The sequence below is a fragment of the Chryseobacterium sp. YIM B08800 genome, from assembly GCF_026163565.1.
Lineage (GTDB): Bacteria > Bacteroidota > Bacteroidia > Flavobacteriales > Weeksellaceae > Chryseobacterium.
The window spans coordinates 1-25,005 of record NZ_JAPDKN010000028.1 but is presented as its reverse complement, the minus strand read 5'-3'; the positions used below and the strand labels follow the sequence as shown (position 1 = coordinate 25,005).

Here is a 25,005-nt window from a genome sequence, read left to right as displayed (position 1 = left end):
GTTACTTTACGATATTGATTTTTGAACCGTTATCAAGGTTAATTTGTCCACTGGTAATTACTTGTTCACCACCATTCAATCCGCTTAGGATCTGAACTTTGTCACCGTAAACTTTACCGGTCTGAACTTTAATTAATTTAGCAGTTCCGTTGCTTACAATAAATAATTGTCCTGAACTTACTCCGTTTACGAAAGCTTCTGCAGGAACAGTCAACATATTTTGAGTTTCAGCACCATTATTGGTTTTGAAAGTCGCTGTAGCATACATACCCGCTTTTAAGTTTCCTCTGTTTTGAACTTCAATTTCAACCGGGAAATTTAAAGAAGCATCACTTTTAGGAGCAATAAATGTAATTCTTCCGCTGAAAGAATCGTTTGGTAAAACATTTACATTAATTGGAACTTCCTGACCCAACTGAATTCTTCCGATTTGGCTTTCGTCAACCAAAACTGAAAGTTTCAATGAATTGATATTTACAATTTCGAATAAAGCTGTTCCTGGAGAAACCACAGTTCCCGGTTCAACCATTTTCTTATTGATTGTACCGCTGATTCCCGCTCTGATGCTTGTATCGTTGATTTTAACTCCTTGAGCTCTTACTGCAGCCTGCATATTTTTCAACTGTAATCTTGAGTTATCAAGCTGTTGTTTTGTAACACCACCAGTTTTATACGCATTTTCGTAACGTTGATTGTCAATAATTGCGTTTTGCAAATTGTTTTGAGCCTGAGTAACATCAACTTCGATTGCATCTCTTTTAATCGTTGCTAAAGTCTGTCCAGCTCCAACTTTTGAACCTTCTTTTACCAAAACGCTCACAATACGTCCTGAAATTTCAGAAGACTGCTGCATTTCCTGCTTAGGAAGGAAAGTTCCGTTTGCGCTATAGTCGGTATTTATATTTTCTCTTGAAGCAGTAATTACATTCACGTTGATCTTGTCAACCTGTTTTGCAACTTCTTTTACTTCAGTTTCCTGTTTCTTTTTGTTATCTGCAATTTTCCAAGCTGCCAAACCAACAAGTACAGCGGCTACGATGATATATATTAAAGTTTTTTTCATGTTCTTATGGGTTTTGTAAAGTATTAAGCTCGCCTTTAGCTTTTATTAATTTAATTTCAGCCTGTTTGTAATCCAATAATGCTGTGGTATAATTCTGTTTCGCGTCTGTTAATGCATTTTCAGAATCTAAAACTTCAGTTAATGTTGCTAAACCGTACTGATAATTTGATTGGGTGTCTTTCTGTACTTTTTCGGCAAGTGTAACGTTGTTTTTCATGCTTTCAATATTGATCAATGAATTTTCAATATTGGTTACTGCATTTTTATATTCAAGACTTAGCTGAAGCTGCGTATTCTGAATATCCTGATCAAGATCTAAGATATCAATTTCAGCCTGCTGAATTTTTGATTTTGTAGAGCCACCCGTAAAAATCGGAATGTTTATATTTAAACCAATCGCAGAATAATCGCTCCAAAGAACTCCGTTATTCAATCCATTTGTTAAAGGGAATTTTTTACCCATTCCGGACCAACCGTAGTTTGCCTGCAATCCAACAGTAGGATAAAGATAAGCTTCAGTAGCTTTCTTGTTATATACCAAAAGCTCTCTGTTTTTTTGAAGAACTTTAAGCTCAGAACGACCTTCAAGATTTACAGCATCTGCTAAAAGCTGAGGTTGGGGTTCAATTGTTTTTTCTTCAAGCTCAATGTCGGTATCAATAGGAACTCCCATATAAAACTTCAAAGAATTTTTTGAAAGTTCTACTGCGTTTACCAATTGCTGTCTGCTTGAGCTGATATTGGTTAACTGAACATTGGTACGGTCTAGATCAATTCCTTTTGCTAAACCATTATCTACCAAACTTTTAATTACATTTCTTACTTTTTCGGTATTGGTGTAACTTACATTTAAAGTTTTAAGATTTTCTTCTTGTACAAAAACCTGGTAATAAGCTGTTGCTACATTTTCAATAATCTGTTCATTGGTCAACTGAGCATTTAAAACATAAAATTCTCTGGTAGATTTTGCTGCTTTAAGACCTGTAAAAACTCTCTGATCGAAAATAGTCTGGTTAAGAGTAACGACAGCTTGTGATTGCCAAGCCTGCCCCAATTGTGCACGAATTCTTTCGCCTCCAAATTCAAGCAATGACTCTTGAATTACGGGGTTGTAAGTTACCCCTGCAGTAGCTCCGATCTGAGGTAAAGCTCCGGATCTCGCCTCATTGATTTTGTACTCTGCTTTTTTAATCTGTAAAGCCGCTTTTTTAGCTTCAGCTTTATTTTGCAACGCCTGTTTAATAGCTTCCTGCAGAGAAATCTGCTGTTGCGCATAAGCTGATGAAGAGGCCAACATCATAAATGCTGCAGCTACACCAATTTTGAGCCTTTTAGCAGTTATACGTTTTCTGTTCATAATTTTATACTTCGTTTATTTTTTTATTTTGTTCAAATCTTTATTCCTAAAGGACGATTTAATTCTTAAATTACTTTAACAGTTTTTAATTAATTTTTAAAAAGCATGTTAAGAATGATTTCTTTTCTTTCTGAAATAATTTTATCAAACTCTTTATCAGTTACATTCATATTCTCCATAAATAATGGTCGGATTGCACTGGGGAAAATGAGTAAGGCAATCATATTCAGAATAAAATGTACCGGTTTCATCTTCTCGATGTTGCCTAATTCCATTTCTGCTTCAATGTCCTTGTAAAGTTTTTCTAAATCTTCGGTTTCAATATCTTTTTTGCGACAGTTTCCTTTATTGATCTGCGAAACGATGTAGGTTTCTAAATAAGGATACTGAAGACTTGTAGAGAGACTTCCTTCAATAAACTGCGATATTTTTTCTTTAAAAGGAAGATCAGAATTCATAATAATTTCCGATTTTTCTTTTTCTACTTTCTGTGCATCATCAAAAATAATCTGGATAAGATTATCTCTGGATCTGAAATAATAGTTGATAAGTGTTCTATTTACACCTGCTTCATCTGCTATTTCCTGTGTTGTGGCATCAAACTTACCCTGCACAAAGAATAAATTCTTTGCAGTCTGCTTGATTAATTCCTGGGTTTGATCTTTTTTCTCTTGTTTTGACATTTTTGTTAAACAATTTTGTGCAAATATATGTCAATCATTTGTTTTGACAAAATTGTTAAACAAAATTATTAATATGATTTGCGTCATATTTTTAATTGTATAACACTCGTTAATGACTTAAACATTTATACTTCTTTAAAGCAAAATACTTCTTATAGAATGGTTTATAAAGGATTTTCATGAAGTTAAAAACATAAAAAAACGAGCAGAAATTTCTGCTCGTTTTTTTATGTTGGTCAATTAGTTTTGTTTAAACTAACTTAATTTTATCTTCTAAAATATCTACGATCTTATCTTTATACAATCCGCCTAAAGCTTTTTTGAAGTTCTTTTTACTCATTTGCAATTCATCTTTGATTTCTTCTGGTGAAGATTTGTCTGAAAGGTGAAGTAATCCAAAATTTTCTTCTAATTTATTAAGAATCTTTTGTTTGAATTCATCGATATTCTCAAAACCTACAGGCTGCAGCGAAACATCAATTTTTCCATCCTCACGAATGTCCTTGATATATCCTTCTTCTTCAGAAAGCGGATATAGTTTTTTATAAACATCCGAAGTGTAGATTAATCCGATATACTTTTTGTTGATTACTACATTCCAGCCCAGTTCACTTTCATTCATCATCAGCAAATCTACTTTGTCTCCTTGTTTGAAAGGAAGATTTTCGTACTGTGGATTTCTTTTGAATTTTGTAGTTCCGGTAATTAATTTCAAATCATTGTCAACATATAAATACACAAGATATCTTTTACCTTCAATGATCTTTGTTTTCTGCTGTTTGTAAGGAATGAAAACATCTTTAATGATTCCCCAATCCATAAATGCACCGGTTGGAAGACTTTGCACACAAGTCATTACTGCAAACTCTCCTACTTCAGCCAAAGGAATTTCAGTCGTAGCTTTCAGTTTATTATCATCCTGATACACAAAAACTTCAATCTCATCACCAATTTCTTTTTCATCACGAATGAAAACTTTAGACATAAAAGCACTTTCGCCTGTCTCTGATTCAAGCATCCATCCAGAGTTATTTTTTTCTGAAATTTTTAAGGTCTGGGTTTTTCCGATTTGCATTAATGATAAATTTAGTCTGCAAAGGTAAGGAAAATATGTTGGAGAGTTTTAAGTGTTTTTGAGTCGGAGAGTTTTAGAATTAATGAGTTTTATCTTTATGAAAAAAGTATTGTATAGATTTTTACCGCAAAAGCAACAAAAGATATGATTGGAAAAAAAGAATTACAAAAGTTCACAAAATGTAAATGTTCATTTATTTTTGTCAGCTTTTGAACAACTTAAATTACCATAAAGTCTTTTGTTGCTTTTGCGGTTAAAACAACACGCCGTATTAAAACTTTTCAGTCTCTTTATCTGTATGTTTTCAAATCATTGATAAGATTTTGGGATTCTTTCAGATAATCTGTTTTTTCATCAGTATTAAATGTTCCGACAGATTTTATCAGTTTATCATTTTCATAATAACATCTCAATTCAGACAACTTTTGAGGTTTTTCTAAATATCCGTTTTCGTCAACCGTTTGATATTTTGTAGAATGCACAAAAACCAATTGATGATTCTCGGAAAAAAAATATTCGGTTACAATGTTCCAGGCTGATAAACCAACAAAATGCTCCATTTTTTTAAGCACACCATTTTTATAAAACCCTTTCAATTCAATTCCATTATCCGTTACCTCAGATCTATCCATAAAATAGGAATATGGAACTGTTTTAATCTTAAAACCTTTTGTTTGATTAATTTTTTGAACAGCTTTTCTTACAGGCTCAATATTCTGACCAGAAATCAATTCTGATAAAACAATGAGCAAAAACGGAATCAATTTTTTCATTGAAATATCTTAATAATTAGATACAAAATCCATCAAATCTCTTCTGCTACTTTCAAAATCTAATGCATCTCCAACAACAAAATATTTCTGTTTGTCAACACATTTCGAGAATAAAGATTTTGCCAAAGCAATTTTATTTTTATCAAAACTCAGATCTTTTACCAGAACACTTATTTGCTCCGATGTAAACATAGCGTGACGACCTTGCTGATTAATAAATGTGATTTTTTTATCATCAAACCATGCATCTTTTTTCATCGTACTGAAAAATTGCTGGAAAGTCTGATTATCCATTACATTAGGATAATTTATGTTGCCAATGTTTCCTGAATTCCCGTAAGGATTATTCCAGATATCATTCCAGTTATTAAACCCGTAATAGCCATTTTGAAGCGGATAAGAATCTAAAAGATACAAACCTTCATTCGTGAAAAAATCGAGAACCAATCTGCTGTTATTTCTAACATTCAAAGTCGTTCTGTACATCAGAAATCCGTTTTCGTAAATTGAAATAGGAATTCTTCCCGATGGAAGATCAAAGAATCTATATTTACCTGAGTTGTTTGAGATCAACTGATCTGCCAATTCCACACTAAAATTTCCCTGCTCCGGAATTCTCAGAAAAACTTCTGCATATCCATAATTATTATTCCATTGATAATTGGGATTTGCAGGTCTTCTGTTTGTGTTATTCTGATTATTTGAATTTCTGAATCCTGAAGAATTATCTGAATTTCTATTTTGTGAATCTTGCCTTTTGCTGGTTGTTGTTCCAATTTCTCGCTTCGATACTTCGTTTTTTAAAAGCTCACCTGCTTTTCCTGCTTCCTGCGCAAAAAACAATAGCCCGGATAAGATTGTACAAACTGTAAATATTTTTTTCATAATGATTTCATTTTATAGTGAATTCGCTCTCTATTTTCATGCCAAAAACAGGCAATTTCAATTAAAATAAAATTTAAAATCATTTGGTTTAACCTTGTTCAAAATATCGAATCCAAGGGAAATTCAAACAAAAAAAGAGAAGCCGAAACTTCTCTTTTATATTTTCGCCAAAACTTGGCTCTTTTTACTTTTTACTTAACTCTTACATGTGAAGTGCTCTTTTTCCTGTAGCATCCAAAGCAGCTTCTTTTACAGCTTCAGCATAAGTTGGGTGAGCGTGAGAACTTCTTGCAATATCTTCTGCACTTGCACGGAATTCCATTGCAATTACTCCTTCAGCAACCAAATCTGCAGCTCTCGCTCCAATCATGTGGAAACCAAGAACCTCATCCGTTTTCTCGTCAGCAATAATTTTTACCAAACCGTCGATATCACCACTTGCACGGCTTCTACCTAAAGCTCTCATTGGGAAAGTTCCGATTTTATAAGCCACACCTTCTTCCTTCAATTGCTCTTCAGTTTTACCAACTCCGGCAACTTCCGGCCAAGTGTAAACCACTCCAGGAATTAAGTTATAATTGATGTGAGGTTTTTGTCCAGCCAAAGTTTCAGCAACAAAAACTCCTTCTTCTTCAGCTTTGTGAGCCAACATCGCCCCTTTAATTACATCACCGATTGCATAAATATTGGCAACGTTTGTCTGTAAATGATCGTTTGTTTTTACTCTTCCTCTTTCATCAAGCTCAACACCTGCTTTTTCCAATCCAAGTCCGTCTGTGAAAGGTCTTCTTCCTACAGAAACCAAACAGTAATCTCCTTCAACAGTAACTTCCTCTCCTTTTTTATCTTTTGCAGTAATTTTCACAGAATCTCCGTTTCTTTCAACCGCAGAAACCGCTGTAGAAAGCATGAATTTCATTCCTTGTTTTTTAAGAACTTTAGTCAATTCTTTGCTTAAAGCTCCATCCATTGTAGGAATGATTTTGTCCATAAACTCAACCACAGTAACCTGAGCTCCTAATCTTAAGTAAACAGAACCTAATTCAAGACCAATTACACCACCTCCGATTACTACTAAATGCTTAGGAATTTCTTTTAAATTTAAAGCTTCCGTAGAAGTAATCACTCTTTCTTTATCTAAAGTAATGAAAGGCAAAGATGAAGGTTTAGAACCTGTTGCAATGATTGTATATTTAGAATCGATGGTTTCTGAAGAACCGTCGTTTTTAGTCACTTTAATTTGAGTAGCAGATTCAAAGCTTCCAAGACCTTCAAAAACAGTGATCTTGTTTTTGTCCATCAAGAAGTTGATACCTTTTGTAGTCTGCTCTACCACTTCGTTTTTTCTCGCAATCATTCTTGCGATATCAGCTTTTGGCTCGTTAATGATAATTCCGTGGTTTTCGAAATTGTGTTTAGCATTTTCAAAATGCTCAGAGCTGTCTAAAAGCGCTTTTGAAGGAATACATCCAACATTAAGGCATGTTCCGCCCAAAGTTGAATATTTCTCGATAATTGCTACTTTGAAACCTAATTGTGCAGCGCGAATTGCAGCTACATAACCTCCAGGACCGGAACCGATTACGGTAACATCAAATTGACTCATTTTATATTTTTATTTATTATTATCTGAAATGATTAATTCTTACAAATTTACTGATTAATTACCACGCCACAAAGTGAGTTTTGTCAAGTTTTTTGTTGCGGGGTGATGGATGTTAGAGGATGGAAGTTTAAAACATTTTTAATTTTGTTTTGCTTTAAGAATTTTATTATAAAAATTAAATTTATCCTTTATCTCCCACTCATCATAAATTTGAACAAGTTCATATAACTCTTCAATTGTCATATCCTTAGAATCTTTTTTTAAGATCTCTGAAAGTCTTTTGTTTTGTAATTTCTCTTTCCTTATTTCCTTCCTACAACTTAAACAGTGAATAGGAGTAGATTCTTTACGAAATTTTAAACTTTCATACCAAAATTTCTTTTCTTCTTTAGTAAAAGTAAATTCCTTCTTACATTTTTTACAGTTTATATTAGAATCATAGTACACAAAATAAAAATAATAAGAATGGTTTTGCTGTGAAGGATTTGCGATTAAAGCTCTTTTATCATTTATACATTGATCACAAGCCCACTCAAAATTATTATCAATTAACGATTCATATAGATCGTGTTTTTGATCAGAATCTTTTAGAAAATCTATCTTTTTTAAAACTGATAGACAAATTGAAACATCATGTTTATCTTTTACAAGACCACAGCATTTACATTTAGTAGATTTATTTTTTTCATGTTTCATCACTGCAATTAATATGTTTAGAAAAGAATATGCCGTTTAATTTTAGAATCTATAAATCCGTATTCAATTTCCCCTCTCCAAAAACTTCTTTATTTCCAAAATAAGAACCGCCGCAAATGTACCATGGAAGGTTTTCCAGATATTCTACTGCGTTTTCTGGTTTCATTTCTGCAACTTCTTTTTTGGCGATAATTCCTTTGTACCATCTGCTTAATTCGGGAGATTTTTCTGATTCTACGAAATATTTAAGCCAGATTCTTTGGCAAAGTCTGCATTGAATAATACTTACTTCAGCATTTTTGCCATGAGTAACATCTGTTCCTACTATTGAGGTTCTATATTCGGATTCAATTAAGTCGTGTTTTTCGCAGGCACACCCCAGTTTCGGAAGTTTTTTCATGAATGAAATATTGATTTTAAATAAAATTGAATTGTAAATTTAAGGAAATATAAAAGCTTTTATTTAGCAATATTCCCATTTGAAAAACAATCATCAGCAAATTTCACTATTCTTTTTTCAAAATTTGCATTACAATTATTACAATTTTGGGTCATTGTTTTAATAAAACTTTGTTTAATTTCTTCTGTATTATCCGAATTTTCAAAATCATTAAAACCACTGTACAAAATAGAATTACACCAATCAGAATACTTTTTTCCAGATTCATCAAAATCCATGTAGTCAAAAAATTCTTTTGGATATTTTTCCGCATATTTTCTTGCAGGTAGTCCGGTGTATTCTCCTAAAGCTCCATCCTGAATAAGTATCGTCTTATCTAAAATCCATCGATAAAAAGGTCTTAAAGAATCATTATCCGTTGTAACTAAATTTAATAGTCTTTCCGTTTTAGGTTCGTCTTTGGGTCTGTAAACTCCCAAATAAAAATCTCTTGCAACAGGATCACAGTTTTTATTTGTAATGTAATATCTCATAGGTTTCCCCCAAACGGAATCAAGATCAATTGAATAAGTTAGACCAAAACCTTCCTGCCAGTCTGTGGATTCGTATTCGATCGTATCTTTATTTTCTTTAATTACTATAGCTTCCTGTTTTTTACAGGAAAATAGGAGCAGTAGAAATATTAAAGAAAAAAGTTTTCGCATTTAAGATTTTTGAAATTATAGAACCTATTTTTTTATTAAATCCAATAAAATTTTTTCATATCTATCTAAAATAATTTCTTTGGAAAATCTAGATTTTATAGAATTTTTTATTGCATCCTGATCATATGACTGATGCAAAATCTGCATAATTTTTTGTGAAAAGTCTTCGTGATTTTCAATATCTGCAATTTCGCCGTTGGTATTATGCTGAATAATTTCGTTGATTCCACCTCTGCAATTATTTGCCAAAGAATATGTTCCGCAAGCTCCGGCTTCCAACAAAACATTCGGAAAACCTTCATAACGTGAAGAAAGAATAAAAAGATCTGCAAATTTCAAAAACTGATACGGATTCTCCTGTCTTCCATGAAAAATAACCTGTTTTAAACCTAAAAAATCTTTCATTTGATGAAGAATCTCCCGATCTCTGCCATCTCCTAGAATATGAAGGATAATTTTTTCATTTTTCAGTCTTGAAAAAACTTTCAACAGATTATCAAACCCTTTTCTTGCAGACAAATTGCCGATGGCAACTACATTTTTATAATTGTATTTAAAACTTTCAGGTTTTGTAGAAATCAGAAGTTTTTCATTGATAAATTCAAAATCTACAGGATTATTAATTTTGGTGATTTTATTTTTTTTAATATTAAAATTACTCACCAAATCATTCATCATATCATCGCTTTGCGCAATAATCTGTTGATAATTGTTGTAAAAATTATAGAAAAATTTTATTTCTTTTCGTGTAACATGCTCTGAAACGACATTGGTTTCTCTTGCAATAAATTTAATTTTCGGGAAAAGCTTGATAAATACAGACAAATATGCATTTACTTCACCAAATCCTGAAAAAACAATATCAGGTTTTCTACGGTAAATTTGTGAAAGAATAGGCTTTAAAGAATGTCTGATTCTTTCGGTATCTATGTCGATAATTTCTACATCTTTTTTTAGAAAATTTAAGTAACCGCCTTGTTTTCGTAAAAGCAAAATCATAGGCTCAAAACGATCTCTGGAAAGATGATTTGCAATGGTGGTAACGATTCTTTCTGCACCTCCGGTTTCAAGATCCGGCAGAATAAACATGACAGAAATTTTCTTATTCATCCTAAGATTTTTAAAATATTTTTCAAAGGAATTTAGTCTCACAATAGGTCTGGAAAATCCTGAGAATGATTATTTATAATATGATTTATTAAAAACCTATGCTCTTTCTGATCAAAAAATATATATCAATAGGTATTGTTGTTTGCTTTGTATTTTATAAACTTTTTACCAAATTTCTGATAAGCTAATGGTGAATTTTTGCTGATAGGTTTGGAAATATTATTCTTTATAAAATCATAAATTTTCTCTACATAATTCAAGGCAGAATCCTCAAAGCCAAAATATTCATTTACAAATAAAACTTCAAGTAATTTGTCAATTTCATTTTCAAACCTATCCTTATAAACAATTACTGTTTCCAAGGCAAACTTTCAATAAATTCAAATGTTCTTCTCCTCATTTCATCATGTGGAATTCCTTTTGCAAATCGTTCATCAAAATCATCCTTCACAACATATTCAGCTTGAGATTCTGCAACTTTACTTACGGAAGTTTTTCTATTCTTAATCTCAAGCAATTCTGCAATATCTTCAAGCTCATCCATTTCTTTTATCCATTGAATGAGTTCTTTTTTTGCTTCTAATATCGGATTTTCCATTTTTAATTTTTTTCAAAAATTAATTGGCTACATCGCTGATAAATTTTATTCTCAGCATTCTTACTTCTTCATCAGAAAGCTCATCTCCGAATTCATCAAGCAAAACTTTCATACTGTCGCTTTCAGATTCGTTCATAAATTCCATAAAATCATCTACTACATCTTCATCAAAGTTATCTTCAATATAGTAATCGATATTCAATTTTGTACCCTGATAAACAATACGTTCCATTTCTTTCAAAAGATCATTCATCGAAAGATTTTTGGCTCTTGCGATATCTTCAAGATCAATTTTTTTGTCGGTACTCTGAATGATAAAAACTTTATGACTAGATTTATTCGCAACCTGCTTCAAAACCATATCCTGAGTACGTTCTATGTTGTTGTCTTCAACATATTTTGCGATGAAATCTGCAAATTCTTTTCCGTACTTCTTAGCTTTTCCTTCTCCGACCCCGTAGATTTTGGCAATTTCTTCAACAGAAATAGGATATTGTACGGTCATATCTTCCAAACTAGGATCCATAAAAACCGTGTAAGGTGGAATCCCGTGTTTTTTGGCTACTTTTTTTCTAAGTTCTTTTAAAAGTGCAAACAAGTTTTGGTCTAAACCTCCACCAGACTGCATTTGCACCTGATCACTTTCTGCTTTTGTCTGTGAAAGGTCAAATTCACGGTCTTCGGCAATTAAAAATTGTTCTTTAAAATCTCCGTTTAAAACTTGTTTTCCTTTTTCTGCAATTTTTAAAACACCGTAAGTTTCAATATCTTTTTGTAAAAAATTCTGTACGGTTGCCTGTCTTAGAATTGTTTTCCAGTAATTATCTTTTTCTGATTTTCCAAAACCGAAAAACGAACTTTGCTCTAATTTGTACGACTTTGTAACCGCTGTTTCTTTCCCAACAATTACAGAAATTAAGTCTTTTGATTTAAATTTCTCCTTTGTTTCGTTGATTAATTCTAAGGTTTTCTTTAAATCAGCCGTAGCATCTTTCAGCTTTGGCGGATTTGCTGCATTGTCGCACATTTTGGCTCCGTCACCGTTTATAGGATCAAAAGTTTCGCCAAAGTAATATAAAATATACTGTCTTCGGCTCATCGAAGTTTCGGCATAACCTACTACTTCATTTAAAAGCTGTAAACCGATTTCTCTTTCAGAAACAGGTTTTTGAGCCAGGAATTTTTCCAGTTTTTCAATATCTTTAGGATCGTAGAAAGCAAGGCAATACCCTTCTCCTCCATCACGACCTGCACGACCGGTTTCCTGATAATAACTTTCCAGAGATTTTGGAAAATCATAATGAATCACAAAGCGTACATCCGGTTTATCGATTCCCATCCCGAATGCAATTGTAGCTACAATTACATCTGCTTCTTCCATCAGAAACTTATCCTGATTGGCAACTCTCACTTTCTGGTCGAGACCTGCATGATAAGGAAGCGCATTGATACCGTTTACCTGAAGAAGCTGGGCAAATTCTTCCACTTTTCTTCGGCTCAAACAATAAACAATTCCTGATTTTCCTTTATTTTTATTGATAAATTTTACAATTTCTTTATCAATATTTACTTTTGGAGTAACCTCATAAAATAAATTGGCTCTGTTAAAACTTTCTTTAAACACCAAAGCATTTGTCATTCCCAAAGTTTTTTGGATATCATCCTGTACTTTCGGGGTCGCCGTCGCCGTTAAAGCGATTACAGGAACATCTGCAATCTTATCGATAATTTGCTTTAAATTTCTGTATTCAGGTCGGAAATCATGCCCCCATTCTGAAATACAGTGTGCTTCATCTATTGCAAAGAATGATATTTTAACATCTTTAAAAAATTCCAAATAATCTTCTTTAATTAAAGATTCCGGAGCTACATAAAGTAGTTTTGTTTTACCACTTTTTATATCATCAAAGACCTGTTTGGTCTGAGTTTTGTTAAGAGAAGAATTAAGAACGTGGGCTACACCTGTTTCGGAAGAAAGACCGTTTACCGCATCCACCTGATTTTTCATAAGAGCAATAAGCGGTGAAACAACGATAGCCGTGCCCTCAGAAATAAGGGCCGGAAGCTGATAACACAGTGATTTACCGCCTCCTGTAGGCATCAGTACAAAAATATCTTTTCCATCTAAGAGATTAGTGATGATCTCTTCCTGCTGTCCTTTAAAGGTAGAAAATCCGAAGTATTTTTTTAATTCGCCTGATAAATTGGCTTTTTTTGCGCTCATCTAATTTTGTATTGCTAAATTTGCATCCAATCCAAAGTTATAAAATTTTTACTTAAAATAAAAGTAATAGAATTTTTAGTCATCAAATTTATATTAAGTATAAATTCAAATCATTGGTAATCTACATACTAATTTCGTTATAAAAAATGGAAAGAGACAATATTATCTCAATAGCAAAAAGCACATTGACCATAGAAATTTCCGAACTGGAAAAATTAAAAGAAAGAATTGGAGATGAATTTGTAAAAGCAGTAGAACTGATTCATTCTGCTACCGGAAAACTTATCGTAGTGGGTATCGGAAAATCGGCTCATGTAGGCAATAAAATCGTCGCCACTCTGAATTCTACAGGAACTCCTTCCCAATTTTTACACGCTTCTGAAGCCATTCACGGAGATTTGGGGGTTATTCAAAAGCAGGATGTGGTTTTATGCATTTCCAACTCTGGAAATTCGCCAGAAATTACCAATCTTGTTTCTTATTTAAAAGATTATTCTTCGGCTTTAATAGGCATGACAGGAAACAGAAAAAGCAAACTTGCAGAATTTTCTGATGTTATTTTAGATACTCATGTAGATTTGGAAGCTTGCCCAAATAAACTGGCTCCCACAAGTTCAACCACCAATCAAATGGCTTTAGGCGATGCTTTGGCTGTTTGTCTTATGGAAATGAATGACTTTAAAGAAAATGATTTTGCCAAATTTCATCCGGGTGGAAGTTTAGGTAAAAACTTAACGGCGAGAGTTGAACAGTTCCTTTCTTCACAAAAACCTCAGGTTTCAGAAGATTCTTCAATCAGAGATGTTATTATTTCAATCAGTGCATCAAGTCATGGAATCACTGTAGTAACAGATAACGATAAAATTATCGGAGTTGTTACCGACGGAGATTTGCGAAGAATGTTATTGAAAGGAGATGATATTTCTAAAGTTTTGGCAAAAGATATTATGTCTGCAAATCCTAAAACAATCGAGAAAGATGTTTTGGCGAAAGAAGCCATGAAAATTTTAAAAGACAATAACATCGGACAATTAATTGTAACAGAAAACGGACAGTACTTTGGAATTATTGATCTGCATACATTATTAGACGAAGGAATTAATTAATTTTTCTGTGATTATTAAAGTGAGAAATTTCATTATATTTTGTTTTGCCTTTTTATCTTTTAATCTAAATGCTCAGGAAATTGATAAAACGTATTATTTATTAGGAGCAGTTGATAATTATTCAGGTAGAAATTATGAACTAAAAAACAGTGATTATAAAGGCTATGTTTTAAAGATCAAGAAGAATGAAACCAATATAATTAATAGGCTTGAAGAAATTTCCGGTTTAAAATTTTCAAACTTTAGTTCTGAAACCTTAGAAGACTGGAGCTCTCTCAATTCTGATCATTATGAAAAAGAAATCAATCAATTTTATTCTTTTTCCAGAGCAAAAAGTAGTGAAAATTATAACGGGAAATTAAATCCTGAAAAAGTTTTAAAAGGAACAAAAAATCAGTTGCTATCGTATTTATTGGGTTCATTTTTAATTCATGGAAATATAAAAACAGAAAATGACGGCGGAGATCAGTATGAAGTTTATGAAATTTCGGTTGCCAATGCTCAACCACAATTTGAAGTTTTAAAATCCATTTTAAAAGAATTAGGCGTATATATTATTAAAGAAGAGATTTGGTACAAAACTCCTGTTACATTTCATGTGAAGTTTTCTCCTGACTCTGAATTAAAAACGTTATTAGATAAAGAATTAGCTTATCAAAACAATAATTAATTAAAATAATTATTATCATTGCAAATTGAATCTCAGAATTCATAACATAAATTTATGGCAGAAGATAAAGACATGTCCTTTTTCGGGCATATTGGGGAATTAAGAGCACATTTAATCCGCTCTATTCTTGCTATTGTTATCGCGGCAGTTGTTGTCGGTTTTAATATCAACTGGATTATGGATCATATCTTTTTTGGTCCTACCCGAAATGATTTTCCTACGTTTAAACTGGTGAATGAATTTTCACAATGGATTTTGGGTGAAGACAGTATTACTTTGCCGGATGAATTTCCGGTGCGAGTTCAGAGATTGTATCAGCAATTTAACGTGATGATGGCAGTTTCTATTTTTGGTGGAGTTGTTGCAGCTTTTCCTTATATCGTTTGGGAATTGTGGAGATTCATCAGTCCGGCTTTGCATCCTAATGAAAGAAAAAATTCGCTTTTTATCATCAATTCGGTTTGGATTTTATTTATGACCGGAGTTTTATGCGGTTATTTCCTTATTTTACCTTTTGCGGTTAATTTTGGGGTTATTTTTAAAATTTCAGACATTATTATCCCCCTTTATGACCTTAGTGATTATACTACTCTATTCTTACAGGTTGTTTTAGGAATGGGCGTTGTCTTTTTATTTCCGGTTTTAATTTATTTCTTGACCAACATCGGAATTCTGAATCCAAAGTTTATGAAAACATACAGAAGACACGCTATTGTTTTAATTATGGTTGTTGCTGCAATTATTACTCCTGCCGATGTTTTGAGTATGATGATGGCTGCATTGCCGCTTTTATTACTATATGAATTCAGTATAGTAATGTGTGGTTACACTTATAAAAAAGTTCAAAAACGTGATACCGGTTTAAAAACGGTTCAAAAATCTTAAAAATTAATATAAATAGTAGCGGCGCGAAAATCTTCGATTTTCGCGCCGCTTATTTTCAGAATACTTATCAAAATACAAACATTATTAATAATATTTTCTAATTTTGACTTTAGTCAAATTTCATCTTAATGAAAAAAATATCTTACTCAATTTTATTAGTTTCAGGTTTAGCTTTCGGTCAGTTTTTCGAAAAAGGCAAAACCTTTACAAAGCAAGACACTTTAAAAGGTTCTAATACTGAATTCAGAAATTTCTGGGATGTAAAAAAGTATGAACTTTCTGTAGAAGCTGATTTTCAGCAAAAAAGTATCGCGGGAAATAATAAAATAAGTTTTGAGATTACGAAAGATATTTCAAATCCTGTTTTTCAGATTGATCTACAACAACCAATGAAAGTTGATGTTGTACAATGTAGTTTCCCTACTCCAAAACCATTTAAAAGAGAAGGTGATTTTATTTTTATTTCCTCTCATAAAAACTTTAAAAAGGGAGAAAAATACACCATTGATATTGGCTATTCCGGAAACCCAACGATCGCCAAAAGAGCACCTTGGGACGGAGGCTGGGTTTTCACAAAAGATGAAAAAGGAAATCCGTGGATGAGCGTTGCCGATGAGGGAATTGGTGCTTCGATCTGGCTTCCTACAAAAGATATTTGGAGTGACGAACCTGATAACGGAATCGTCATGAAAATTATTACTCCAAAAGATTTAGTTGGAGTCGGAAACGGAAGATTAATCAGCAAAAAGACTGAGAACAATAAAAATATTTTTATCTGGGAAGTTAAAAATCCAATTAATGCCTATTCTATCATTCCGAATATCGGAAAATATGTGAATTTTAAAGATTCTTATACTGGAGAAAAAGGAAAACTGGATCTTGATTATTGGGTAATCGACTATAATTTAGATAAAGCAAAAAAGCAGTTTCAACAGGTAAAACCTATGCTGAAAGCGTTTGAATATTGGTTTGGGCCTTATCCTTTCTACGAAGATTCTTACAAGTTGGTAGATTCGCCTTATTTGGGAATGGAACATCAAAGTAATGTTGCTTATGGAAATGGCTATCAAAACGGATATTTGGGCAGAGATCTTTCAGGAACCGGAGTGGGTTTAAACTGGGATTTCATCATTATTCACGAAAGCGGGCACGAATGGTTTGCTAATAATATTACGGCAAAAGATCAAGCCGATATGTGGATTCACGAAGCGTTTACCAATTATTCTGAAGTTCTTTTCACCGAAAATTATATGGATAAAAAATCTGCAGATATTTATGCGCAGGGGATTCAGAATAATATTGAAAACGACGTTCCTATTATCGGTAAATATGGTGTGCGAAATGAAGGAAGCGGCGATATGTATGCGAAAGGCGCAAGTATGATACATACAATGAGACAGATTATTAATGACGATGCGAAATTCAGACAAATCTTAAGAGGTTTAAATAAAGATTTTTATCATCAGACCGTTACAACCGAGCAAGTTGAAAAATATATTTCAGAGAAGGCAGGTTTTGACTTTACAACGATTTTCAACCAATATTTACGGACAACCGATGTTCCTGTTTTAGAATACACACAAAAAGGAACTGAATTGAAATACCGTTTTGTAAATGGTGTAAAAAACCTAAAACTTCCGATAAGATTTGACGAATATACCATTTCACCAAACGAATCTTGGCAGACTTTGAAACTTAAAAATTCAAATCCGGTAGAGTTTAGCAAAAATTATTATATCAGATATAAAAAGATTTAATGAAATTTTAAAAAGCAAAATCATAAGTATGGTTTTGCTTTTTTTAACTAAAGTTTAGCAAAAAATTATAAATCACTCTGTAACAATCTCAATTTAAAATCAACTACTTATCAATAAAATAAACCTAATGAAAAAAATAGCACTTAGTTTAGGAATTCTTGCGGTGGCATTCGTTCAAGCGCAATCTATAAAAACAAACATCGATTTGGTGAATGTAAAAGACGATAAAATCGCCGTTACGATGGAATTTCCGAAAATGAAATCGAATGACGTGAAGTTTCACTTTCCGAAAACGGTTCCCGGAACTTATTCTGTGGATGATTATGGAAGATTTATAGAAGGAATAAAATTTTTAGACAACAAAGGAAAAGAAATCGCTTTTACCAAAGTGAATGACAATACCTACTCCCTAAAAAATGCAAAAGCTTTAAGTAAAATTACGTATTGGGTAAACGACAGTTTCGATGAGGAAAACGACACCGATAAGCATAAAGCAGTATTTTCGCCTTCAGGAACAGATATCGAGCAGGGAAAAGTTTATTTAATTAATACCCACGGTTTTGTAGGCTACATCGATAATATGCAAGACGTTCCGTATCAATTGGTAATTCAGAAACCTAATGATTTTTACGGAACGACCGCTTTGGTAGATCAGGATAAATCTGAAGCAACAGATACATTTACTTTGGCAAATTATGCTAAACTGACCGATTCTCCTTTAATGTATTCAAAACCTGATTACATCAGTTTTAATGCAGGCGGAATGGATCTTGTTTTAGGCGTTTATTCTCCGACAGGAAAATATAAAGCGGCAGATTTTAAAGAAAATTTAGAAAAAATGGTCGTTGCTCAAAAGAAATTTTTGGGCGATATGAATACCAATAAGAAATATGCGATCATGCTTTATCTTGCAGGAACTGAAGGTCCGCAAATTAAAGGTTTCGGAGCTTTGGAACATCACGAATCTACAAGTGTTGTCCTTCACGAAATGATGCCTAAAGAAGCTATTGACGAATCGATTGTTGATGTAGTATCTCATGAGTTTTTCCACACGGTAAATCCTTTGAAAACCCATTCTGAAGAAATTCATTATTTCGATTATGCAGATCCTAAAATGTCTCAGCATCTTTGGATGTATGAAGGCGGAACCGAATATTTTGCCAATTTATTTCAGATTCAGGAAGGCTTAATTACCAAAGATCAGTTTTTACAGAGAATCGGAGATAAAATCAAAAATTCTAAAAGCTATGATGACACCATGCCTTTTACGGTGATGAGTAAAAATATTCTTCAGGATCAATACAAAGATCAGTACAGAAATGTTTACGAAAAGGGAACGCTTTTGACGATGTGTCTTGATATTGAACTGAGAAAACTCTCAAACGGAGAAATGGGTTATCGTGATATGATCAGAAAATTATCTCAGAGATTTGGTGAAAACAAACCTTTTAAAGATGATAAACTGATTGACGAATTGGTAACCATTACAGGATATCCGCAAGTAAAAGATTTTTATAATAAATATATTGCAGGAAGCCAGCCGACTCCTTATGCAGAATATCTGAAAGAAGTTGCTGTTGAAATCACAAAACAGGAAACTCCGCCAATGTTTTGGTTTATCAAAGATCCTGCACAAACCGGATATGATGAGAAGAACAATGCTTTTGCTTTTGATGATCATTCTGCATTGTCACCATTCTCAAAAAGCATCGGAATGAAAATTACCGATCAGGTTCTTGCTTTAGACGGAAAAACTATCAATATCCAAAATGCACAGGAATTTATCAGCTACGCACAATCGATTAAAGACGGGCAAAACGTTACCGTAACCATTCTTCGTAAAAACGGCGATAAAATGGATAAAATTGATTTAAAAGGAAAAGCTATTTTAGATAAAATAACACTGGAAACGCTTACATTTAAAGCCAATCCTACTCCTGCAGAACAGAAACTTCAGGATCAGTGGTTGACTGGAAAAAAGTAATTTATTTTGTTGATGGTTTTTAGTTGATCGTTAATGGTTTGATACCTTATTTAAAAATCAAAAAATTATATTATTCAAAGAATTTAAAATAAAAACAAGCGGGGAAAAATTTCCTCGCTTGTTTTATTATGAATGAGATTTTACAGTTTCTGAAAGTATTTATAGGTTAATTTTTTATAGGTTAAACTAAAACCCAATAACTAATAACTAATAACTAATTATACAATTCCGGTTCAATAGGATTATTGTTCTTTTTAAAACCTTCCTTTGCTTTTTTCTCCATCTCTCTGAAAACCTGATTAGGATCTGAAATCTCTCTTCCATCGGCTGTTTTTGTTTTGAAAACAATCTTATTGGTATCAGAATTTTTAGACATCATTTCTCGCATATTTTTCGTGGGATCACTTTTATATGCTTTCCATGCTTTTTTAAACTGAGCTTTATTAATCTCAATATCCTTCCCTCCCATTCCATAAAGCTGAACTCCCTGCGGAAGATTCATCTCTTTTTCGTCAACAGTTTTGATCGTTTTATTTCCTACTAAAGTTAAAGAATGTGAACCTGTTTTATCTTCAATTTTCACGATTAAACCGGGAAGTCCGTAGAATTTATAAGGTCCGTCCTGAAAAGGTAGATCTGAAGAAAACCAAGCCGTCCATTCTCTTCCGCCATATTTCGTCGTCGCTTTTTGAGCATTGTATTCACCAATTTTCTGCTTGTCGGGAAGAATTTTCCATTCAGGTTTTTTATCTTCCTCAATTTTATAATTGTCACTGGAAATCTTTGTGAAAAGATGAGTTTTAAAATCCGGATATTGTTTGGTAACCTTATAAGTAATCATTCCCGGTTTATCGTTTCTGCTGATACTAATATTGTTGGGACTCAATTTTAATTGTCTCTCTAAATCTGCCCGAGAAGTAGAATCTGCTATAAACTTTTCCTGACCGTAATATTTTGATCCGCTTTTATCAATATCCAAAAGCATTATTTCTTTCAAAACGTTTGTTTTATCTGTAGAATCCGGAATAAATTTATAATCGTAGAAAAAACGGTTTTGAGCAAAACTAGAGAATCCTATTACTAATAACAGCGCTAAAGATATTTTTTTCATGCTATTTTGTTTTATTAAGTTCTATTCTGTTGTTATCCTTTTTTATTCTTGCTTTCAGACGTTCTTCCTGATCTTTCATTTGATTTCCGGTACCTTCTTTCATAATCATCGTAACACCGCCCATCTGCATTTGCTTTAATCCTTTTGTAGGATCATTCTCGTATTCTTTAACCAATTTATCGTATTGTTTTTGATTGACTAAAATTTCCTTTTCTCCAAAAACATCTTTTGGAATTTCTGTGAGATTTTTTACAGCTTGCAGATTAAAAACATGAGATTTACTAAGATCTTCCAACTTTACAATCAAACCGGGAAGACCATGAAATTTGTAAGGTCCATCCTGAATCGGAATATCTGAAGTGAACCATGCCGCCCATTTTCTTCCTCCAAATTCAGTTTCCGCTTTCTGAGTATTCCATTCTCCTATTTTTTGCTTTTCGGAACTTATTTTCCAATCTATTTTTCGGTCATCAGAAACTTTGTACTGATCTCTCAAAATTCTATTATGAAGGAAAACTTCATATTTCGGATATTTTTTGGAAATTGAATATCTTACCGAACCTTTTCGATCATCGGTTTTTATATTAATCATTCCCGTTGAAGCCAGTTGTTTTTCTAAATCAACTTTCATAATAGAATCAGAATGATAAGCAGTATAGCTGTAAAATTTAGATCCAGAATCGGCAACATCAAGATTCATCATCTCTGTTTTCACATCGCTTACATTGGTAGAATCTGGTATGAAACGGTATTCATACGTAAAGCGTTTGTTTTGAGCATTGGCAAAAATCCCGATCAGCAATACATTGAAAACTGTTATTAGTTTTTTCATTCTAAAAACTTATTTTGTGAGTATTTTAAATCTTTAAAGATTATTTTTGTTTTGTTTTGATATGAATTTCCCCTGCGTCTTTGCCGGAAATTTTCGTTTTGTTGATATTAATAGATTCGATATTTTTTGGATCAAGACTTTGCATTTCTTCACTAGAACTTGCATTCCCGTCAATGAAATATTTTATATCTCCCACAGAATTAGATTTAATCATATCTTTCACATTTGTTTGAAAGGTTCCTCCTGTAGAAAGAATTTTAATTTTATTATTCGAAGGTAATGAAGAATCTGTATAAGAAGAACTTGTTGAGTAACTTACTTTTGGTGCGTGAGCATCAACAGAAATCATCCACGGATTGTTTTGTGCTTTTTCTCTAATGATTTCTGCTTGTTTTTTAGATAGTTCTGCTTGCTTTCTAGAAAGTTCTGCTTTTTCTTTTGATAATCTTTCAAGTTTTCTCTGGTCTTTTTTAGAAAGGTTATTTTTACCTTTCGCTATTTGCTCCATTCTACGATTCAGATTATCACTTAAAATTCTGTAACCATAATCTTTAAAAACTTCTAGTTTTCTAGAATCTTCTGGGCTAATTGTAGATACATCCTTTCCGTTGATATAAAACTTATTAATATTGCTATATTTCTTTTTAAATTCAGGAGATAAAAAAGTACTTTTTAAAGACTCAATCTTTTCATCAGTTAAGCCTGCTTTTTCTTTGAATTCTTTAGAATCAAACATTTTTTCTAAATCAAGTTCTTCTCCATTAACGCTTATTTTATAGTTATCTCCATCAGGAAATACTCTTTTAAAACTCATGTCTTTAAGAATAACTTTAGCATCTTTCTCAGCCAGCATTTTGTCTCTTCTGCTTAGCAAATCATCAAAATCCATAGAAAACTGCTTGTCGCGGGCAATCTTATCCATTTCGCCTGAAAGCTGTTTCAGCTCTTTAGCTTTTAATTCAAATTCATAGCTTTTCTCCCCTTTTTCTTTTGCTATTTTCTGAAGTTCTGCAGCTTTTTCTTTTGATTTTTCACTTAAAGTTTTAAGCTTTTCAGACTGAATTTTCAGCTTTTCATTAGCTTTTGAAATTTTTTCCTGTTGCAATTTTACAATCTGCTCTGTTTCATTTTTTGGAGAAATAGTGTCTCTTTTAATTTCAGCAACTGCTTTTTCAATTTCGTTATTTACTTCTTTTATTTCTTTGTTTTTTGCATTAACCATATAAGCGAATGCAACGGTGAATAAAACCGGTAAGGCAAATATTCTGCGCGCATACCCGAATTTTGTTTGAGGTTTTTGTAACATTTTGAGTCGTTTTTTAAGGTTTGAACTTAGAAACGGACTGGTCGCAGGCAACGGTTTTCCGGAAAAGTGGCTTGCTAAAAGCATCTGCGCAAATGCTTTTGTGTCCGATTGTTTTACGGCTTTTTTATCAGCCAGATATTCGTGTATTAAATTGATTTCTTTTTTGATAATGTGAAAAAACGGATTGAACCAAAAAACAGAAGTGAGAATCTCTATAAATATCTTGTCGATAGAGTGTTTTTGTTCAATATGAACCATTTCGTGCTTTAAAATCTGCTTCCCAACTTCTGAGTTGATAACAATAGAGTTTTTCCAGAAAAGATTTTTGAAATACGAAAACGGAGCTTCAGAAAGGTTGGTCTGGTAAAAATTTACCCCTTCAAAACTTTCTTTTTTAAACTGATTTTTGAGCTGTTGGATTCTGAAAATCCCGTACATGAATTTCCCTAAAAAATAGAGAGAAACCAGTCCCAAAGCTGAAAAAATAATTCTAAAATAAATGTAGTCATGGCTTATAGTTTTATTTGTATTTAAATTCTGTATCTTATTAATCAGCAAAAACAAATTTTCATTAACCTCAATGGTAAAATCTTCCACTTTAATCAAAGGCAGCAAAATCGAGATCAACATTGCCGACAAAAGATAAAATCTGTTGTAATGATGAAAAGTCTTGTCTTTTAAAGACAACTGATAATACAAAAACATTACACCCGAACAGATGATTACTTTTCCGAAGTAAAAAATCAGCGCTTCCATATTAGTCTTTGTTTTTAAGTTCGCTTAATAACATTTCAAGATCTTCAACGGTCATTTCATTTTTTTCAACCAAAAAAGAAACGGCACTTTTGTAAGAACCTTTAAAATAATTTTTCACCAGACTCTTCATCGTTTTCCCGGAATACTGCTCTTTGGTTACCAAAGGAAAATATTCGTGCTGTCTTCCGTACACATTATAATCTACAAACTCTTTATCTTTTAAAACTTTCAGAATCGTAGAAACTGTATTGGTATGAGGCTTTGGTTCCGGATAAAGATCCAAAACATCTTTAAGAAAACCTTTTTCTAGTTTCCATAAAAACTGCATTACCTGTTCTTCTGCTTTTGTTAAAGTTTGGATGACCATAATTTTAATTTAGATTAAGTGATAAAATTACTAAAAAAATCGTATCACTAATAAATTAGTTATACAAATGTAGAAATATTTTTCATCCGAACAACTATTTTTTTAGTGATAAAAATTAAAAACAAATAAGTAATTGATAATCAGTGTTATAAAAAATATTAAAATATGTTAAATTTTTAATTAACAGAAAATAGGCAATTATTAATCATCAGAGAAAAGCTAAATATGAGTGTAAATTCTTAAAACTTGTTAAATTTTATTAAATAAAATTAAAATGAATATGCACAGAATGAGAAAATATATTTATTTTAGTGCTTTAAAAATTTCTAATGAAAAGATATACTCTATTTTCTGTCTTAATGTTGTTGATATTTAGTGTAACATCAGCGCAGACATCTTCTGTTTTCGGATCGGTTACTGAAGCAAAAACAAAAATTGAAAACACCGTTCCTTTGGTTTTGGAACATTTAAAAAAAATAAGCGAATCGCAAAATGACAATGCCATTCTTACCAATGGTAAAAATGCTCTTAAAAAAGAATACGATATTGTTGCATTAGAATTCGATCTTTACAGAGGAAATATGGCAAGCTGTATCGTCAATAAATCTTCTAAAAAAGCAACAAAATGCATGAATTACCACACTTTATATTTCAGAAATACATTAGGTAATTATGATAACTTCATCAATTATATCACAAAGAAAAACGGATATTTAGGAGTAGAAGATGATTCTGTGAAAAAAGATTTTAAACCTACAGAAATTGCTACTAAAATTGATACCGACTTTACTGCAGCTTCAAAAGCAGCAGGTAAATTAAGAGGTATGGCAAAAGCATCTTACTTTGAGCAGGTAAAATCTGAAGATTTCAAATTGGCTCCTTTCGATACTTTGGTTAAATAAGGAAACTAACTACATAAACAAAAAGATCCCGTTTCAATGAAGCGGGATTTTTTGTTTTAAATTTTAGCATTAATAACAAAAAAGGAGAACCATTTCTGACTCTCCTGTTGGTAGCGGGGACACGACTCGAACGTGCGACCTCCGGGTTATGAGCC

The 25,005-nt window shown here is 32.4% G+C and carries 24 protein-coding genes; 6 read left to right on the top strand and 18 right to left on the bottom strand.

The features are described 5' to 3' along the window. Position 1 precedes the first annotated feature (1 nt). The 14 genes from OEW74_RS11820 to recQ all read right to left on the bottom strand — a co-directional run bounded on the left by OEW74_RS11820 (position 2) and on the right by recQ (position 13,174). Positions 2-1,063 (bottom strand): efflux RND transporter periplasmic adaptor subunit, encoded by a 1,062-nt coding sequence (locus tag OEW74_RS11820; protein WP_265428685.1) that lies wholly within the window; start codon positions 1,061-1,063, stop codon positions 2-4. Between the two features lie 4 nt (positions 1,064-1,067). Further along, the gene (locus OEW74_RS11815) at positions 1,068-2,420 is read right to left on the bottom strand and encodes a TolC family protein (protein WP_265428684.1); all 1,353 of its coding nucleotides are present in this window, start codon (positions 2,418-2,420) and stop codon (positions 1,068-1,070) included. Between the two features lie 89 nt (positions 2,421-2,509). Further along, positions 2,510-3,103, bottom strand: a complete 594-nt coding sequence (locus OEW74_RS11810) for a TetR/AcrR family transcriptional regulator (protein ID WP_265428683.1) — start codon at positions 3,101-3,103, stop codon at positions 2,510-2,512. Between the two features lie 250 nt (positions 3,104-3,353). Next, positions 3,354-4,178, bottom strand: coding sequence for a S1 RNA-binding domain-containing protein (locus OEW74_RS11805; protein WP_265428682.1), 825 nt, complete (start codon positions 4,176-4,178; stop codon positions 3,354-3,356). 290 nt (positions 4,179-4,468) lie between these two features. After that, positions 4,469-4,951, bottom strand: a complete 483-nt coding sequence (locus OEW74_RS11800; protein ID WP_265428681.1) for a hypothetical protein — start codon at positions 4,949-4,951, stop codon at positions 4,469-4,471. A gap of 9 nt (positions 4,952-4,960) precedes the next feature. Further along, positions 4,961-5,836, bottom strand: a complete 876-nt coding sequence (locus OEW74_RS11795; protein WP_265428680.1) for a DUF4476 domain-containing protein — start codon at positions 5,834-5,836, stop codon at positions 4,961-4,963. Positions 5,837-6,038: 202 nt separating this feature from the next. Continuing rightward, the gene (gene lpdA / locus OEW74_RS11790; protein ID WP_074229207.1) at positions 6,039-7,442 is read right to left on the bottom strand and encodes a dihydrolipoyl dehydrogenase; all 1,404 of its coding nucleotides are present in this window, start codon (positions 7,440-7,442) and stop codon (positions 6,039-6,041) included. A 138-nt stretch (positions 7,443-7,580) separates the two neighbouring features. Further along, entirely contained in the window at positions 7,581-8,138 is a 558-nt protein-coding gene (locus tag OEW74_RS11785; protein ID WP_265428679.1) for a zinc-ribbon domain containing protein, read from the bottom strand. Between the two features lie 49 nt (positions 8,139-8,187). Next, positions 8,188-8,538, bottom strand: a complete 351-nt coding sequence (locus tag OEW74_RS11780; RefSeq protein WP_265428678.1) for a hypothetical protein — start codon at positions 8,536-8,538, stop codon at positions 8,188-8,190. 59 nt (positions 8,539-8,597) lie between these two features. After that, positions 8,598-9,242, bottom strand: a complete 645-nt coding sequence (locus tag OEW74_RS11775) for a hypothetical protein (RefSeq protein ID WP_265428677.1) — start codon at positions 9,240-9,242, stop codon at positions 8,598-8,600. A gap of 24 nt (positions 9,243-9,266) precedes the next feature. Next, on the bottom strand, positions 9,267-10,352 hold the full coding sequence (locus OEW74_RS11770) for a glycosyltransferase (RefSeq protein ID WP_265428676.1): 1,086 nt from the start codon (positions 10,350-10,352) through the stop codon (positions 9,267-9,269). A 125-nt stretch (positions 10,353-10,477) separates the two neighbouring features. Further along, the gene (locus OEW74_RS11765; protein WP_265428675.1) at positions 10,478-10,714 is read right to left on the bottom strand and encodes a hypothetical protein; all 237 of its coding nucleotides are present in this window, start codon (positions 10,712-10,714) and stop codon (positions 10,478-10,480) included. Beyond that, a complete protein-coding gene (locus OEW74_RS11760; protein ID WP_265428674.1) occupies positions 10,702-10,950 on the bottom strand; it encodes a hypothetical protein in 249 nt (82 codons plus the stop codon). Before OEW74_RS11760 ends, OEW74_RS11765 begins: the two co-directional genes overlap by 13 nt. Before the next feature lie 19 nt (positions 10,951-10,969). Beyond that, positions 10,970-13,174, bottom strand: a complete 2,205-nt coding sequence (gene recQ / locus OEW74_RS11755; RefSeq protein WP_265428673.1) for a DNA helicase RecQ — start codon at positions 13,172-13,174, stop codon at positions 10,970-10,972. 146 nt (positions 13,175-13,320) lie between these two features. Here recQ and OEW74_RS11750 point away from each other — a divergent pair, with 146 nt between their 5' ends. The 5 genes from OEW74_RS11750 to OEW74_RS11730 all read left to right on the top strand — a co-directional run bounded on the left by OEW74_RS11750 (position 13,321) and on the right by OEW74_RS11730 (position 19,576). Continuing rightward, the gene (locus tag OEW74_RS11750) at positions 13,321-14,280 is read left to right on the top strand and encodes a KpsF/GutQ family sugar-phosphate isomerase (RefSeq protein ID WP_074229214.1); all 960 of its coding nucleotides are present in this window, start codon (positions 13,321-13,323) and stop codon (positions 14,278-14,280) included. A 19-nt stretch (positions 14,281-14,299) separates the two neighbouring features. Then, positions 14,300-14,950 (top strand): hypothetical protein, encoded by a 651-nt coding sequence (locus tag OEW74_RS11745; protein WP_265428672.1) that lies wholly within the window; start codon positions 14,300-14,302, stop codon positions 14,948-14,950. 54 nt (positions 14,951-15,004) lie between these two features. Beyond that, entirely contained in the window at positions 15,005-15,835 is an 831-nt protein-coding gene (tatC, locus tag OEW74_RS11740; protein WP_265428671.1) for a twin-arginine translocase subunit TatC, read from the top strand. Between the two features lie 128 nt (positions 15,836-15,963). Then, positions 15,964-17,592, top strand: a complete 1,629-nt coding sequence (locus tag OEW74_RS11735) for a M1 family metallopeptidase (protein ID WP_265428670.1) — start codon at positions 15,964-15,966, stop codon at positions 17,590-17,592. Positions 17,593-17,719: 127 nt separating this feature from the next. Next, complete coding sequence (locus OEW74_RS11730) at positions 17,720-19,576, top strand: peptidase M61 (RefSeq protein ID WP_265428669.1); 1,857 nt, start codon at positions 17,720-17,722, stop codon at positions 19,574-19,576. 214 nt (positions 19,577-19,790) lie between these two features. Here OEW74_RS11730 and OEW74_RS11725 read toward each other — a convergent pair whose 3' ends face one another. Genes OEW74_RS11725 through OEW74_RS11710 form a run of 4 tightly spaced genes read right to left on the bottom strand, consistent with a single transcriptional unit; the run spans position 19,791 to position 23,948 of the window. Next, a complete protein-coding gene (locus OEW74_RS11725; RefSeq protein ID WP_265428668.1) occupies positions 19,791-20,687 on the bottom strand; it encodes a GLPGLI family protein in 897 nt (298 codons plus the stop codon). 1 nt (position 20,688) lies between these two features. Further along, on the bottom strand, positions 20,689-21,519 hold the full coding sequence (locus tag OEW74_RS11720) for a GLPGLI family protein (RefSeq protein ID WP_265428667.1): 831 nt from the start codon (positions 21,517-21,519) through the stop codon (positions 20,689-20,691). A gap of 40 nt (positions 21,520-21,559) precedes the next feature. Beyond that, positions 21,560-23,581, bottom strand: coding sequence for a M56 family metallopeptidase (locus OEW74_RS11715; protein ID WP_265428666.1), 2,022 nt, complete (start codon positions 23,579-23,581; stop codon positions 21,560-21,562). A gap of 1 nt (position 23,582) precedes the next feature. After that, complete coding sequence (locus OEW74_RS11710; RefSeq protein ID WP_265428665.1) at positions 23,583-23,948, bottom strand: BlaI/MecI/CopY family transcriptional regulator; 366 nt, start codon at positions 23,946-23,948, stop codon at positions 23,583-23,585. 329 nt (positions 23,949-24,277) lie between these two features. On the opposite strand from OEW74_RS11710, the gene OEW74_RS11705 reads away from it, so the two are divergent. Then, positions 24,278-24,850: a hypothetical protein gene (locus tag OEW74_RS11705; RefSeq protein WP_265428664.1), complete on the top strand. Its 573-nt coding sequence runs from the start codon at positions 24,278-24,280 to the stop codon at positions 24,848-24,850. Positions 24,851-25,005: the final 155 nt, after the last annotated feature.